Origin of the sequence: Vibrio sp. J2-4 (genome assembly GCF_021728155.1) — a bacterium.
GTDB lineage: Bacteria > Pseudomonadota > Gammaproteobacteria > Enterobacterales > Vibrionaceae > Vibrio > Vibrio diabolicus.
This window is the reverse complement of the sequence record NZ_JAKKCN010000007.1, coordinates 44,638-58,578: the sequence shown is the minus strand read 5'-3', so window position 1 is coordinate 58,578 and position 13,941 is coordinate 44,638. Positions and strand designations below refer to the sequence as shown.

Genomic DNA, 13,941 nt, shown 5'->3' with positions numbered 1-13,941 from the left:
GCACATTGCATCGGATGGTAGACGCTCTGTGCATTTTATTAGAGTCGGTGACGTCAGCACTCAGGCTATTCGTCACTTACAAAACGTGAATTACGCTTCAGCTTCGCCTTGTTGAGCTTGCTGTTGTAGGTAGTTCATGAATAGCGCGTCGAAGTTAACTGGCGCTAGGTTCAGTTGAGGGAACGTACCTTTAACCACTAGGCTTGAGATAGTTTCACGAGCGTATGGGAATAGGATGTTCGGGCAGAATGCGCCTAGGCAATGTGCAAGTTGGCCTGCTTCCATTTGCTCAGCAGTGAAGATACCACCTTGTTGAACTTCACATAGGAACGCTGTTTCTTCTTCGTTCTTCACAGTTACAGTTAGACGTAGAACCACTTCGTAAACGCCTTCACCAAGCTCACGGCTTTGAGTGTCTAGGTCTAGTTTAACGTCTGGGTTCCATTCTTTTTGGAAGATTACTGGAGAGTTTGGCGCTTCGAAAGAAACGTCTTTTAGGAAGATGCGTTGAATTGCGAAGTTTTGTTGTGCTTCTTGAGGTGCTGCTTCAGCCATTTTTTAATCCTTAAATAAATATTTGTAGAGCCTAGAAACGTCTAAACTCAGAAAACTGGTATGTCCCGAGACTAACTGAGCCAATCTACCTTGACTAGATGAAGCGTGTATTACGTGCAAAGCGTCACAACTTAATGCTTCAACTGCTTTCAATTTGCTCAGTTTATTATCCACGAAGCTTGGCAAAAACACGCTTGGTGCGTACCTTGTATTTTGCCTCTGCCACGTTATCGAAGCTGCCGGGTATTACTTTTTACCACGTACTAAAGGCAGGTTCGCTTCGTTCCATGCAATCAAGCCGTTCTTCAGTAGGCTTACTTTTTCAAAGCCTGCTTTTACTAATAGGTTCGCGCTTTCTTGAGCGTTTTGCCCTGTCTTGCATACCACAATGATTGGGTCTGATTTGTGGTTTTCAAGGCTACCAAAGTTACCCGCTTTGATATCTGACGGTAAAATGTGAAGTGAGTCGGTGATATGACCTTTTTTGAACTCGTCCTTTGTGCGGATATCCACTACAACGCCGTTTTCACGGTTCATAAGATGAGTCAGTTGGTTTACGTTGATTTCTTTGTATGCGGCCGTCGCTGACTTCACGATGTTCATGATAAAGGCGACAAGAAGACCTACCCAAACCAAAGATAGAATCATGTTCTGTTGGAAAAATTCAATGTACTCTTGCATGTCTTGAGCTCTTACGCTGTTGGCGGAAAAATAAAGCAGGAGTATAGCGGGGTTAAGCCTCTTAGGCGAGAGGGTTAAAATTTTCTAACGAATAATTGAGATCTCTATAAACCCTTTATGTTATTGCCATCCGTGCATTGGACTATGGTAGCTTGATTGTTTTTGCCTATTGGATTTATCGACTTAAGTGACTTTTGTTTTACCGAAAAAAGCGAACAATAGGTACTAACCAATCTTGTTCGATAATGCTTTAAATAAGCGCTGTTTCGGGTGCAAAAACAAGAATCAGAAGCGTAAGAAAACCGAACCTAGACTGGGGTGTACAAAGCGTATTAGGAATGACTATGCTTGTGGAACACGTTTGTCGGCACTGACTCGTTGTTCGCTTAACTTGTAAGATAGCAACAATAAATCGCAAACATTATTTGATCTTAACCTACAGTTTTGGTTAAAAAGTGTAGTAAAATTACGCTAGTTTTGTTTCAAGGTTAGATAGGGCAGCGAGGCCCTACGCCAAAAGTTACTTAAATTTGATGAGGTCATCACTATGTCAGCTAAGAAGCCACTGGCTCTAGTTATCCTTGACGGTTACGGTTACCGTGAAGACACAGCAAGTAACGCAATTGCGAATGCGAAAACACCAGTAATGGATGCTCTGATTGCGAATAACCCACACACTCTAATCTCTGCTTCAGGCATGGATGTTGGCCTTCCTGATGGTCAAATGGGTAACTCAGAAGTTGGTCACACTAACATTGGCGCAGGTCGCGTTGTATACCAAGATCTAACTCGTATCACTAAATCGATCGCTGACGGTGAGTTCGCTGAAACACCAGCGCTTGTTGAAGCAGTTGATGCTGCTGTTAAAGCAGAGAAAGCGGTACACATCATGGGTCTGATGTCTCCAGGTGGCGTACACTCTCATGAAGACCATATCTACGCAGCGGTTGAAATGGCAGCGGCTCGTGGCGCTGAGAAAATCTACCTACACTGTTTCCTAGACGGTCGTGACACGCCACCACGTAGTGCTGAAAACTCGCTACAACGTTTCCAAGATCTATTCGCGAAACTAGGTAAAGGTCGTGTTGCTTCTCTAGTAGGTCGCTACTACGCTATGGACCGTGACAACAACTGGGATCGCGTTCAAGTGGCTTACGATCTTCTGACTCAAGCGAAAGCTGAGTTTACAGCAGAAACCGCCGTTGCTGGTCTAGAAGCCGCTTACGCTCGTGAAGAGAACGATGAGTTCGTGAAAGCGACAGCAATTAAAGCGGAAGGCGAAGAAGACGCAATCATGCAAGACGGTGATGCGGTTATCTTCATGAACTACCGTGCTGACCGTGCTCGTCAAATCACTCGCGCATTCGTGCCTGACTTTGATGGTTTTGAGCGTGCGGTATTCCCGGCAGTTAACTTCGTTATGTTGACTCAATACGCGGCAGATATCCCTCTAGCAATCGCATTCCCACCAGCGTCTCTAGAAAACACGTACGGTGAGTGGCTGTCTAAGCAAGGTCAAACTCAGCTACGTATCTCTGAAACAGAGAAATACGCACACGTGACTTTCTTCTTCAACGGCGGTGTTGAAAACGAATTTGAAGGCGAAGAGCGCCAGCTTGTTGCTTCTCCAAAAGTAGCCACTTACGACCTTCAGCCAGAAATGAGCTCCCCTGAGCTTACAGAGAAACTGGTTGCGGCGATCAAGTCTGGTAAGTTCGACACTATCATCTGTAACTACCCGAACGCAGATATGGTTGGTCACACTGGCGTTTACGAAGCAGCTGAGAAAGCAATCGAAGCGCTAGATGAAAGTGTTGGCAAAGTAGTTGAAGCAATCAAAGAAGTTGGCGGTCAGCTACTGATCACTGCGGACCACGGTAACGCAGAAATGATGGTTGACCCAGAAACGGGTGGTACTCACACAGCGCACACTAACCTACCGGTTCCTCTTATTTACGTAGGTGATAAAGCGGTTGAGTTCAAAGAAGGCGGCAAACTGTCTGACCTTGCACCAACCATGCTTTCTCTAGCAGGTCTAGAAATCCCAGCAGAAATGACGGGTGAAGTGCTAGTTAAGTAATTAACTGACAACTCAGAATGACAAAAGCCCGAGTTTAAACTCGGGCTTTTTTGTATCTGGCAACAAGGGCTGGTCTGTAAGGTTATTGAACCAAAATGCCAGCACCAATCACAGCTAGGGCTGCGCCCAACCATGCAAATCGGTTTGGTCGGCGTTTAGTGTAAATCCAGAGTAGCGGTAGCAACATAATTGGCGTGGTTGAAGATAGCAGTGCAACCATACCTACATTTCCTTCTTGCAGTGCGTATAAGATCAGCGTCATGCCGACGGCCATCGCCAAGAAACCGTTAAGCGCAGTAATACCAAATATTCGCCAAGTAATGTGTTGTGTCGAGCGAGCGATTTTGACCCCCAGAACTAACAACATGCTGTGGGCGAAAAATGCACTGATCATTCGAATAGCAGAAGCCGCAACGGGGTCAATGCTGGTTTGCATTACTGGCTTGGCGATGATGCCGCCCAATGCTTGGCACATTGCTGCGGTTAAGCCAAGTCCAATGCCCACCCAGATGTTACCTTTAATGTCTTCCAAGACGTTATTCACTTGGCCTCTTCGACCAAAGAATATCGCCATCACCACGCCGCTAAATACCAAGGATGCGCCCAGTAGTTCTATTGTGGTCATGACTTCACTAAATAAGAAGTAGCCCAAAATGGCAGAGAATACCGCATGGCAGGAAAACAGTAGTCCGGCTTGTCTTGGTCCCATACGATTCAAGCACGCAAACAGAGCGGTATCACCGATGAAAATTCCAATCAGACCCGACGCCATCATTGGCGTTACATGTTCCCAAGAAACCGTTAACCAGCCGCCAGTTATCCAGGCCATTGTTGATAAGATCACGGCCGTACAGCCCATGCGCCAGCGGCTGTAAGAAAAAGCGCCTAGGTGTTGTGCAGGTATGACCGAAATTAGGCTAGAAACTGCCCACAGAAAAGCGGCACATAAAGCAAGCCATTCGTAACCCATGATGTGTCGACGTCCTTGTAGAGTAGAGGAGTCTTAATATGCACGAAATTTAATGGATGTAAAAGCTGCTCTGTGAGGGCAATAGCTGGCGAACAGCTCCATGACAACAAGCTCTGTCACGGAGCTTATCGATTAAAACAGCACCAGAACTGCGCCATACACGATAAATAGACCAATCAAACCAAGAATCAGCCCCACTTTCGCCATGTCTTTGCTCTCGATTAGGCCTGTTGAATAAGCCAAAGAGTTTGGTGGCGTGGAAACCGGTAAGATCATGCCAAGTGATGCGGAGAATGCGACGACAACCAGTAAACCTTGTAGGCCACCAACCGCAATAAGGCTTGGCATGGATGTACCAATAGCGGCAGCAATAGGCATTAATAAGTTTGCCGTTGCGGTATTAGACATAAAGTTCGCCATTAACCAACATACGACCGATAGGGCAAAGACAACGGCAAATGGTGATAGTAAGCTGTAATCAATGGCGTGTGCTAATGCTTCGGCTAAGCCTGTTTTGTCTAAGGCAATACCAATTGCGATACCACCGGCAACCAGCCATAAAACATCCCAGTTAATCAGCTTGAGTTCTTCTTTTCCCATAATGCCCGTTAACGTGAACACCGCCAGCGGGATAATCGCAACAACATACGTGTTCATGCCGTGCACTTTTGTCGTCATCCAAAGCACAATGGTTAGTGCAAAAGTGATGTAGACGACGATCGCGCGCCAGCTCTTTTTGAACGTACCATCCAGCTTTAGTTTCATTTCTGGTTCGCTGGACGGAAACAGCTTCTGCAACAAAAACCAAGCAACAGTGAGTTGTATCAGCACAAATGGTAGGCCCATTGTCATCCAGGATAGGAAGTCTATGGCGTTTTCTCCGGTGAGGTATTGGAGCGCTATTGCGTTAGGTGGCGTACCTATCGGAGTTGCAATGCCGCCAGTATTCGCGGCAATTGGAATGCACAGCACCAGCGCTTTAATCCCTAAATCCCCTTTAGGTGCAGAAGCGACGATTGGACCAAGCAGCGCCAACATCATGACAGTCGTGGCAGTGTTGGACATGAACATTGAAAAAACGGCGGTAATGAGCATCAAACCCAGCATGATGAACTTAGGTTGTGTGCCGAATGGTTTTAGTAGCACTCGGGCGAGATTGTTGTCGAGTTCGTATTTGGAAGCCGCGATGGCGAGGGCAAAACCACCCATAAAAAGAATAATGATCGGTGAAGAGAAGGCAGAGAAAATATCTGTGTAAGCAATTAACTCTCCCAAATCATGCCCCTCTGGTGGATTGCGAAATAGATGCAAACCTTTATCCGATATCATGATCAGTTCAAGAGCGATAATAAGAATGGACGTAGCAAAAACGGGGACCGGCTCAAGAACCCAAAGTAGGGCAGCAAGAAGAAAAATAGCCAACAGGCGATGCTGAATTAAAGTGAGATCATCAATAGGAATAGCATCAATCGGCATCATCAAAACACCGAGCGGAATTAAAAAGCACACCAGCAATTTCGCCAGCGTGTTTACACCCATCTTTGGCATTGGCTGCCCCTCTAAATATTCATCCTAAGCGCAGGATAATTGATTGTGGAATGAAGGTCTTAGAGGCAGGTATGAGTTTGAGAAATAGAGGCTAAATTTTGAACGGAATTTTGCTTTTTATCAATAAAAAGAGCCCTTGAGGAAGGGCTCTTTTAACGGGGTTTTGCTTATTTTTTCAAGGCGTAAGGTGTGCCCATTACGGTTGGCTTACCGTTTTCCATACTTGCGTCAAACTCAATCGCGTCTTTGGCAAACAGGTTAATAACAGTAGAACCCAGTTTGAAGCGGCCCATCTCTTCGCCTTTTTTCAAGATCACGGCCTTGTCACCCTCAGCTGGGTAATCCCATTTGTAGACAGTATTGCCACGAGGCGGAGTGATCGTGCCAGCCCACACTTGCTCAATGCTGCCAACAATTGTCGCACCAACAAGCACTTGTGCCATTGGACCAAACTCAGTGTCAAAGATACACACCACACGCTCGTTACGTGCGAATAGATTTGGAACGTTTTCTGCCGTAAGTGGGTTTACCGAGAACAGGTCACCAGGCACGTAAATCATTTGGCGCAGTGTGCCGTCACACGGCATGTGTACACGATGGTAATCGCGCGGAGACAGGTACAGCGTGGCAAAAGATCCATCTTTAAATTCGTTTGCTAAATTTGCGTCACCGCCCAGCAGCTCTTGCGCTGAGAAGTGATGACCTTTTGCTTGGATAAGTTGACCATCTTCAATAGGGCCAAATTGGCTAACACAAGCGTCGGCTGGGTGAGTGATGACGTTTTCGCCTTCAGAAATTGGGCGTGCGCCCTCTTTTAGCTCACGAACGAAAAACTCGTTGAACGTTTTAAAATGCTTAGGATCTGAGTGCTTCGCCTCATCCATGTTCACATTGTATTGTTTGATAAACCAACGAATAACTGCTGTTGTTAGACCGCCAGCTTTTGCTGAAGCCAGTTTACCCATTAGGCGAGTGAGGCCGTGTTGTGGGATCCAGTACTGCAGTCCAACTTTAAACTTGTCCATCTTTAATTCCGATACTTCTGTTAGATTCGCGCTTTAGGGCGCGTGATGTTACTGAAATTTAATTTGCTTGTCAGTATTAGGTGAAGACTTTTTACACAGTTACAGTCTTAACTTAATTACAGATCGGCTTTCTTATTGCGTGAATACTGACGGTTTGCTTTGTTTTCAACCATGCTTTCCAAAATGCGATGGTAGTTTTCAAAGCGAGTTTCGTTGATTTCCCCTTTCTCAACAGCTTCACGTAGAAGGCAGCCAGGGTCGTCATTGTGCTTACAATCTCTGAACTTACAACCGCCTAAGTATGGTCGGAATTCAACGAATGCTTTCGTTACTTCTTCTGCTTCCAAATGCCAAAGCCCAAATTCACGCACTCCAGGCGAGTCGATCAAGTCGCCACCCGTCGGAATATGATACAAGCGCGCTGCTGTCGTGGTGTGTTGGCCTAAACCTGAGTTCTCGGAAACTTCGCCTTCTTCCACTTCGCTCTCTAGTTCCGGCATTAACGCGTTGACTAAGCTAGATTTCCCTACGCCTGATTGACCAACAAAGATATTAATTCGGTCACGCAGCAGGGTTTCTAGTTCAGCAATGCCTTCTCCAGACTTCTTGCTGACCAGAAGCACTTTATAGCCAATGCGTTCATATTCTTTGAGCCATTCTTCATACATTGCACGATCATCGGCTTCTAGAAGATCGACTTTGTTTAAGACCAGCAATGGTGCGATATTCAGTGTTTCTGATGCTACGAGGTAACGGTCAATAATATTCAGTGATAGCTCGGGCAGTACCGAGGAGACAATGACCATTTGATCAATATTGGCAGCTACGGGCTTTAGGCCATCGTAGTAATCTGGACGAGTGAGCACTGAAGAACGAGGTTCTACCGCTTCAACAACGCCAGAAATGCCAGCCATAGACTCCAAGCCTTCGCGCCATAAAACTCGATCGCCAGATACTAAAGATTCGATACCACGGCGAAGGTTACAGCGTTGAATCTCGCCTGTTTCAAGGTCTTCAATATCCGCGTGCTGGCCAAAACGAGTGATCACGAGACCTTGTTTGCTTGCGCCTAGCATGTTTTCATCCCACTGGATGGACTCTTCTTGCTTTTTTAAACGCTTTTGTTGGTTGCTGCGTACGCGTCGCACTTGACCTTTGGTTAACTTTTTCTTCTTTGCCACAATTCTGTACTTTATGTGAATTTACTCAAATGGTTGAGCCGTGATCTTGGCTCTGAGTGAGTATCGTGTTTCCCGTATTTTGAGGTATAGTACCTCTTTTATCGATAAACAAATAGGCGGCGTAACCATGTCCTTTAGCGATCAAAACCTAATTTGGGTTGATTTAGAGATGACAGGGCTTGATCCTGAAACGCACAAAATCATTGAAATTGCTTCTATTGTCACGGATAGCGAGCTAAATATTTTAGCTGAAGGTCCAGTATTAGCGATTCATCAGCCGGAAGAAGAGCTAGCGAAAATGGACGATTGGTGCACCAATACGCATACGGCAAGCGGCTTGGTGGAACGCGTTCGCAACAGTAAAATCTCAGAACAAGATGCGGCCTCACAAACCATTGAATTCTTAGAAAAATGGGTGCCGAAAGGGGCGTCGCCAATATGTGGTAACAGCATTGGGCAGGATCGTCGCTTCTTGTACAAACACATGCCGGAATTAGAAGAGTTCTTTCATTACCGATATGTTGACGTCAGCACTCTTAAAGAATTGGCGCGTCGTTGGCAACCTGAAGTATTAAATGGGTTCACAAAACAGGGAACACATTTGGCCTTGGACGACATTCGCGAGTCGATTGCAGAACTTAAGTACTATCGTGGTACTATTTTCAAGATTTAACTGTTAAGGTTGCGATCCAAATTGTTGTAATTTATATCGCTTTTGATTGCTTTTTCATCGTTCAGTAAAAAAATAAAGTTTTTTTGAAGGAAGGACTTGCATCACAAAAAAATGCTCTTATAATTCGCAGCCCTAAACAGCGGAAACGTTGTTGATGCGACACTAGCTCAGTTGGTAGAGCGCAACCTTGCCAAGGTTGAGGTCACGAGTTCGAACCTCGTGTGTCGCTCCAGTTTTATAGTTCTCACGGTACTTAACGGTGACACAATACGGACGCGGGGTGGAGCAGCTTGGTAGCTCGTCGGGCTCATAACCCGAAGGTCGTCGGTTCAAATCCGGCCCCCGCAACCAATGCGACACTAGCTCAGTTGGTAGAGCGCAACCTTGCCAAGGTTGAGGTCACGAGTTCGAACCTCGTGTGTCGCTCCAGTTTTATAGTTCTCACGGTACTCAACGGTGACACAATACGGACGCGGGGTGGAGCAGCTTGGTAGCTCGTCGGGCTCATAACCCGAAGGTCGTCGGTTCAAATCCGGCCCCCGCAACCAAATTCTATCAATAGCGACTGCTGTTGATATGCGACACTAGCTCAGTTGGTAGAGCGCAACCTTGCCAAGGTTGAGGTCACGAGTTCGAACCTCGTGTGTCGCTCCAATATATAGCCCTCATCGTGCTTAACGGTGACGAAATGCGACACTAGCTCAGTTGGTAGAGCGCAACCTTGCCAAGGTTGAGGTCACGAGTTCGAACCTCGTGTGTCGCTCCAATATATAGCCTTCATCGTGCTTAACGGTGACAAAAGCGACACTAGCTCAGTTGGTAGAGCGCAACCTTGCCAAGGTTGAGGTCACGAGTTCGAACCTCGTGTGTCGCTCCAGTTTCTTTTTTATAAATGAAAGCAAAGCCTTCATCATCAACAAAGATGAAGCACTCGGACGCGGGGTGGAGCAGCTTGGTAGCTCGTCGGGCTCATAACCCGAAGGTCGTCGGTTCAAATCCGGCCCCCGCAACCAATACAAGACGATAGATTGAATGCTTATTTATTAGCACAATCCTAAGTCGTCGACGGATGCGCCGCTTGATTCAATTCCTGCTTCTCGCAACCAATCACATCGCTCTTTTCATAATGCTGCGAAGCATGAATCCCCAAAAACTAAATTTTATCCGCATCATATGATGTCGGACGATTTCGTTTGTGTTTAAAACACGATATGAATCGGCTGGCGTACAAGCATGATGAGGTTCTGCATGTTTTATCTACTTTAATTAACAGAGTTATCCACATACGTCGTTCTGTGGATAAGTTAGTTGATAAAGTGTTTTTAGCTTGACTTTTTGCGATGGAGAAGAAAGATCTTTTCGCTGAAGGAAAGTCGAAATAATAACGAAATATTGATTAAGTCTTTGTTAATCAAGAAAAAAATAAGTTTTTCGTCGGATCGGATACGTTAAAATACGATCATTAACTGGTATTTTTTTGATCCTAGTCATTTCTCTAAGCTGTGTTTAACTTTTTTCTGCTAGCTTGTTTTTCTTGAATCTCAAATTTTTTTCCACATTACAAAATTGAGAACAAGGTCATGAATTGAACATGTAAAAGTGCTTTCAATCTCTTGCATATAGACTACGCACTATGCGTCTCTTGGTAGCCCCTTCTCGACTATTCTTATTAAGCGCTGCTTTTTCGTCTCTGTAGATGCTTTATTCTCAATGGGGAGTTGATTCAGTTGCTCGGCCAAAGCCCATTTGATGTGTTCATCAAGTAATTTATTTTCACCTTGTCGACTTTCTAACGCATCAATGACTCGTTGACTGTATTCTGCATTACCAAGTGCGACAGCAATATTACGCAGCCACTGTATATGACCAATGCGACGAATAGCGGAGCCTTCCATATTTTTTAGAAAAGTCGCTTCATCCCAGTTAAACATGTCTACGAGATCCGGGTTTTTGAAACTATCGCGACGATGGAAATCACTCTGCTCCGTTATGTCGGCGTAGCGATTCCATGGGCAAACCAATTGGCAGTCATCACAGCCATAAATGCGGTTACCCATTGGCTTGCGAAACTCTTCAGGAATCACGCCATCGAACTCGATGGTGAGATAAGAGATACAACGTCTGGCATCGACAACTTTGTCTTCAACGATGGCTTGTGTTGGGCATGAGGTAATGCATGCTTTGCATTTACCGCACTGATCAACGCTTGGCTCGTCAACGGGAAGTGGCAAGTCGATAAGTAACTCGCCTAAAAAGAACCACGAGCCACAGTCTTGATCTAAAATCAGGGAATGTTTCCCTGTCCAGCCTAAGCCTGCTTTTTGGGCGAGTGGTCGCTCCAATATTGGTGCGGAGTCGACGAAAGGTCGGTAACCATACTGACCAACTTCTTGTTCAATAAGTTTGCCAAGTTTATTCAGTTGTTTTCTGACGAGCTTGTGATAATCACGCCCTAATGCATAGCGACTAATATAGGCATGATTTTTATTCGCTAGGTTCGAAGCGAATTGTGCTTCTGGTGGTAGGTAGTCCATCCGAACGCTGATCACACGAACGGTTCCCGGGAGTAGCTCATTGGGTCTAGCTCGCATCATACCGTGACGAGCCATCCAGTTCATTGAGCCGTGATAGCCTGCATCGAGCCATTTTTGCAGTGCGGCTTCATGCTCACTCAGATCAACGTCGCAGATCCCAACTTTTTGGAAGCCGAGCTCTTTTCCCCAAATTTTGATTTGTTGTGCGAGTTGTTCGTAGTTCATGCTAACCACCGGAATAAAAGGGGGGCGGATCTTAACGGATCTCTGGCTTTGGTGCTACCCAGTTATGAACGTTTTTGATGCTGTGAATACTGCTTATTGAAGTCATTTGCATATATTCTAAATCTAGGTCGATACTAAGGTGATTAAGATACCGTTCCTTGGATACTTTTTTCGCACATATGACATTTGAAAGCTTGTCTCTCAAAACCAACACGGTTTACTATTCCTGTTCTTTTGATTTTTATATAGTCAACGATCATTAGTTAGAGAAGCATCAATGAGCACGAAACAATTCAATTTAAAAGATGAGCACGAAACGGTTGCACTAGGTACCGCTCTGGCTCACCTTTGTTCGCAACAAACCACAATTTATCTGCATGGTGATTTGGGTGCAGGTAAAACAACCTTTAGTCGTGGTTTTGTCCGTGCTCTTGGCCATCAAGGTAACGTGAAAAGCCCAACTTATACTCTAGTCGAACCGTATCAGTTGGATCAGTGGCAAGTGTACCATTTCGATCTTTATCGTCTTGCGGATCCTGAAGAGCTTGAGTTCATGGGGATTCGAGATTACTTCACAGATGATGCAATTTGCTTGGTTGAATGGCCTGAAAAAGGGCATGGTTTGTTGCCACAACCGGATCTTGATGTGAACATTCGCTACCAAGGTGAGCAGCGTGTAGCCGAACTAACAGCTAATAATGATTATGGTGTGCAGTTACTCAGTCGATTGGAGCTATGTTGAGTTTTTCAAATTTTAGAGTAGTGGCGACGTTTGTCGCCACTTTTCTCCTTCTCATCCCCAATTTAGCATTTGCTAACGTCGTAAAGAGTTTTCGAGTTTGGCCTTCTCCTGATGAAACGCGTGTTGTCATCGATTTAGGCTCGGAAGCTGACTATTCCTATTTCTCTTTATCCGGACCGGATCGTCTTGTCGTGGATTTAAAAAGCACGACCATGCAGGCCAAACTGCCTGTTACTGTTACGGATAGCCCGGTTTTAAAGCTAGTTCGAAAAAGCTCTCCGCCAGAGAAGGGCACCTACCGTTTGGTGTTTGAACTGAAAAAGAGCGTTCAAGCGGAATTGTTTAAATTAAGCCCAACGCCTGGCGGGCAATATGGTCACCGTTTGGTGATTGACCTGCCGCACGGTAAGAAAGCATCGACTTCAGCTTCTAAACCGAGCAAGCCAGCGGCGACCAGCAAAGACATGAGTTCAGTTCAACGAGCTCAAGAAGTCTTGATCGTGATCGACCCTGGTCACGGTGGTGAAGATCCTGGCTCTATTGGCCCTTCACGCCGTAAGTACGAGAAAGACGCGGTATTGAGTATCTCAAGAAAAATTGCTGCTCAGCTCGATGCTACGCCTGGGATTAAAACGCGTATGACACGTACCGGAGATTACTTTGTGAATCTAAACCGTCGTGTAGCCATTGCCCGTGAAAATGATGCGCACTTACTGATTTCCATTCACGCTGATGCGTTTACCTCACCGAAGCCTCGCGGAGGTTCGGTTTTCGTGCTGAATACCCGTCGTGCAAATACTGAAATTGCTCGCTGGGTTGAGAACCATGAGAAACAATCTGAAATATTAGGTGGTTCGGGTAATGCGTTCTTCACTAAGACCAAAGATCGTAACGTGAACCAAACTTTGTTGGACTTGCAGTTTAGTCATTCACAAAAAGAGGGGTATAAGCTAGCAACAGAAATTCTTGGTGAGATGGGGCGTGTTGCGCACCTGCATAACACTAAACCGATTAATACTAGCCTTGCTGTTTTACGCTCTCCGCAGATTCCGTCTGTATTAGTGGAAACGGGCTTTATTTCTAACCCAACAGAAGAGCGGTTGCTGTTTCAACGAGCGCACCAAGATAAGTTAGCTCAGGCGATCACCAAGGCGGTCGTTAAGTACTTAAAAGATAATCCACCAGAGGGTACGGTATTCTCGCCTTCAGCGAAGCCAATAGTGCATACCGTAAAACGTGGCGAGTCGTTATCGGTGATTGCGAATAAATATGGGCTTAGCTCTAAAGCGCTGATGTCGGCAAACAACTTGAAGTCGACTGGATTAGCAATTGGTCAGAAGCTCAAAATCCCTTCTGCTGGCACGATTAAAGTACCAAGTAAACCGATTACTGTTGAGACAGAAACCATTATTCATAAGGTTAAGTCAGGTGAGTTCTTAGGTAAGATTGCGAGTCACTATAAAGTGAAGGTTTCAGATATCCGCCGTGAGAACAACCTGAAGTCAGATACCTTGTGGGTAGGACAAAAGTTGAAGATAACCGTCGCTGTCAAAGATAAGCCGATCCGTAAGCACAAAGTTTCTCGAGGTGAATACCTTGGTAAAATAGCATCCAAATACGGCGTCAGCGTTTCGAGCATTCGTAAAGCGAACAACTTACGCTCTGATCAGCTGGCGGTTGGGCAAGTTCTTATCATTCCAAACAAGTAGGTGAGCTTCTAACTCATT

The 13,941-nt window shown here is 45.5% G+C and carries 11 protein-coding genes and 8 tRNA genes; 12 read left to right on the top strand and 7 right to left on the bottom strand.

Annotation, left to right across the window (positions count from 1 at the left end; translation table 11 throughout):
* Nucleotides 1–90 precede the first annotated feature (90 nt).
* Together secB and L3V32_RS21425 are read right to left on the bottom strand one after the other, a co-directional pair.
* Complete coding sequence (secB, locus tag L3V32_RS21430; RefSeq protein ID WP_005395400.1) at nucleotides 91–555, bottom strand: protein-export chaperone SecB; 465 nt, start codon at nucleotides 553–555, stop codon at nucleotides 91–93.
* Between the two features lie 246 nt (nucleotides 556–801).
* Complete coding sequence (locus L3V32_RS21425; protein ID WP_005395399.1) at nucleotides 802–1,236, bottom strand: rhodanese-like domain-containing protein; 435 nt, start codon at nucleotides 1,234–1,236, stop codon at nucleotides 802–804.
* 547 nt (nucleotides 1,237–1,783) lie between these two features.
* Between L3V32_RS21425 and gpmM the strand changes: the two genes are divergently transcribed.
* On the top strand, nucleotides 1,784–3,316 hold the full coding sequence (gene gpmM, locus L3V32_RS21420) for a 2,3-bisphosphoglycerate-independent phosphoglycerate mutase (RefSeq protein ID WP_005395398.1): 1,533 nt from the start codon (nucleotides 1,784–1,786) through the stop codon (nucleotides 3,314–3,316).
* Nucleotides 3,317–3,398: 82 nt separating this feature from the next.
* Here gpmM and L3V32_RS21415 read toward each other — a convergent pair whose 3' ends face one another.
* The 4 genes from L3V32_RS21415 to rsgA all read right to left on the bottom strand — a co-directional run bounded on the left by L3V32_RS21415 (nucleotide 3,399) and on the right by rsgA (nucleotide 8,040).
* A complete protein-coding gene (locus tag L3V32_RS21415; protein ID WP_085344377.1) occupies nucleotides 3,399–4,286 on the bottom strand; it encodes a DMT family transporter in 888 nt (295 codons plus the stop codon).
* Between the two features lie 132 nt (nucleotides 4,287–4,418).
* Nucleotides 4,419–5,834 carry a DASS family sodium-coupled anion symporter gene (locus L3V32_RS21410; protein ID WP_237285153.1) on the bottom strand — a complete coding sequence of 472 codons (1,416 nt, stop codon included), beginning with the start codon at nucleotides 5,832–5,834 and terminating at the stop codon, nucleotides 4,419–4,421.
* A 167-nt stretch (nucleotides 5,835–6,001) separates the two neighbouring features.
* A complete protein-coding gene (asd, locus tag L3V32_RS21405; RefSeq protein WP_005395389.1) occupies nucleotides 6,002–6,859 on the bottom strand; it encodes an archaetidylserine decarboxylase in 858 nt (285 codons plus the stop codon).
* A gap of 116 nt (nucleotides 6,860–6,975) precedes the next feature.
* A complete protein-coding gene (rsgA, locus tag L3V32_RS21400) occupies nucleotides 6,976–8,040 on the bottom strand; it encodes a small ribosomal subunit biogenesis GTPase RsgA (RefSeq protein WP_005395388.1) in 1,065 nt (354 codons plus the stop codon).
* A 127-nt stretch (nucleotides 8,041–8,167) separates the two neighbouring features.
* Between rsgA and orn the strand changes: the two genes are divergently transcribed.
* The 9 genes from orn to L3V32_RS21355 all read left to right on the top strand — a co-directional run bounded on the left by orn (nucleotide 8,168) and on the right by L3V32_RS21355 (nucleotide 9,726).
* Complete coding sequence (orn, locus tag L3V32_RS21395) at nucleotides 8,168–8,713, top strand: oligoribonuclease (protein ID WP_237285151.1); 546 nt, start codon at nucleotides 8,168–8,170, stop codon at nucleotides 8,711–8,713.
* A 156-nt stretch (nucleotides 8,714–8,869) separates the two neighbouring features.
* Nucleotides 8,870–8,945 (top strand) — tRNA-Gly (locus tag L3V32_RS21390).
* 42 nt (nucleotides 8,946–8,987) lie between these two features.
* Nucleotides 8,988–9,064: transfer RNA gene (locus tag L3V32_RS21385), tRNA-Met, on the top strand.
* Between the two features lie 2 nt (nucleotides 9,065–9,066).
* Nucleotides 9,067–9,142, top strand: a tRNA-Gly gene (locus L3V32_RS21380).
* Between the two features lie 42 nt (nucleotides 9,143–9,184).
* A tRNA-Met gene (locus L3V32_RS21375) sits at nucleotides 9,185–9,261 on the top strand.
* 30 nt (nucleotides 9,262–9,291) lie between these two features.
* Nucleotides 9,292–9,367: transfer RNA gene (locus L3V32_RS21370), tRNA-Gly, on the top strand.
* Between the two features lie 36 nt (nucleotides 9,368–9,403).
* Nucleotides 9,404–9,479: transfer RNA gene (locus tag L3V32_RS21365), tRNA-Gly, on the top strand.
* A 35-nt stretch (nucleotides 9,480–9,514) separates the two neighbouring features.
* Nucleotides 9,515–9,590: transfer RNA gene (locus L3V32_RS21360), tRNA-Gly, on the top strand.
* A gap of 59 nt (nucleotides 9,591–9,649) precedes the next feature.
* Nucleotides 9,650–9,726: transfer RNA gene (locus tag L3V32_RS21355), tRNA-Met, on the top strand.
* A 618-nt stretch (nucleotides 9,727–10,344) separates the two neighbouring features.
* Here L3V32_RS21355 and queG read toward each other — a convergent pair.
* Complete coding sequence (queG, locus tag L3V32_RS21350) at nucleotides 10,345–11,472, bottom strand: tRNA epoxyqueuosine(34) reductase QueG (protein ID WP_167426173.1); 1,128 nt, start codon at nucleotides 11,470–11,472, stop codon at nucleotides 10,345–10,347.
* 277 nt (nucleotides 11,473–11,749) lie between these two features.
* On the opposite strand from queG, the gene tsaE reads away from it, so the two are divergent.
* A complete protein-coding gene (gene tsaE, locus L3V32_RS21345) occupies nucleotides 11,750–12,214 on the top strand; it encodes a tRNA (adenosine(37)-N6)-threonylcarbamoyltransferase complex ATPase subunit type 1 TsaE (RefSeq protein ID WP_005395381.1) in 465 nt (154 codons plus the stop codon).
* Nucleotides 12,208–13,923, top strand: coding sequence for a LysM peptidoglycan-binding domain-containing protein (locus L3V32_RS21340; RefSeq protein ID WP_005395379.1), 1,716 nt, complete (start codon nucleotides 12,208–12,210; stop codon nucleotides 13,921–13,923). The genes tsaE and L3V32_RS21340 overlap by 7 nt, the downstream gene beginning before the upstream one ends.
* Nucleotides 13,924–13,941: the final 18 nt, after the last annotated feature.

Bases quoted from the DNA above. Each gene is read 5' to 3' on its own strand.
- tsaE (WP_005395381.1), top strand. From the start codon at position 11,750: ATGAGCACGAAACAATTCAATTTAAAAGATGAGCACGAAACGGTTGCA.
- gpmM (WP_005395398.1), top strand. From the start codon at position 1,784: ATGTCAGCTAAGAAGCCACTGGCTCTAGTTATCCTTGACGGTTACGGT.
- L3V32_RS21425 (WP_005395399.1), bottom strand. From the start codon at position 1,236: ATGCAAGAGTACATTGAATTTTTCCAACAGAACATGATTCTATCTTTG.
- orn (WP_237285151.1), top strand. From the start codon at position 8,168: ATGTCCTTTAGCGATCAAAACCTAATTTGGGTTGATTTAGAGATGACA.
- asd (WP_005395389.1), bottom strand. From the start codon at position 6,859: ATGGACAAGTTTAAAGTTGGACTGCAGTACTGGATCCCACAACACGGC.
- secB (WP_005395400.1), bottom strand. From the start codon at position 555: ATGGCTGAAGCAGCACCTCAAGAAGCACAACAAAACTTCGCAATTCAA.
- L3V32_RS21410 (WP_237285153.1), bottom strand. From the start codon at position 5,834: ATGCCAAAGATGGGTGTAAACACGCTGGCGAAATTGCTGGTGTGCTTT.
- queG (WP_167426173.1), bottom strand. From the start codon at position 11,472: ATGAACTACGAACAACTCGCACAACAAATCAAAATTTGGGGAAAAGAG.
- L3V32_RS21340 (WP_005395379.1), top strand. From the start codon at position 12,208: ATGTTGAGTTTTTCAAATTTTAGAGTAGTGGCGACGTTTGTCGCCACT.
- L3V32_RS21415 (WP_085344377.1), bottom strand. From the start codon at position 4,286: ATGGGTTACGAATGGCTTGCTTTATGTGCCGCTTTTCTGTGGGCAGTT.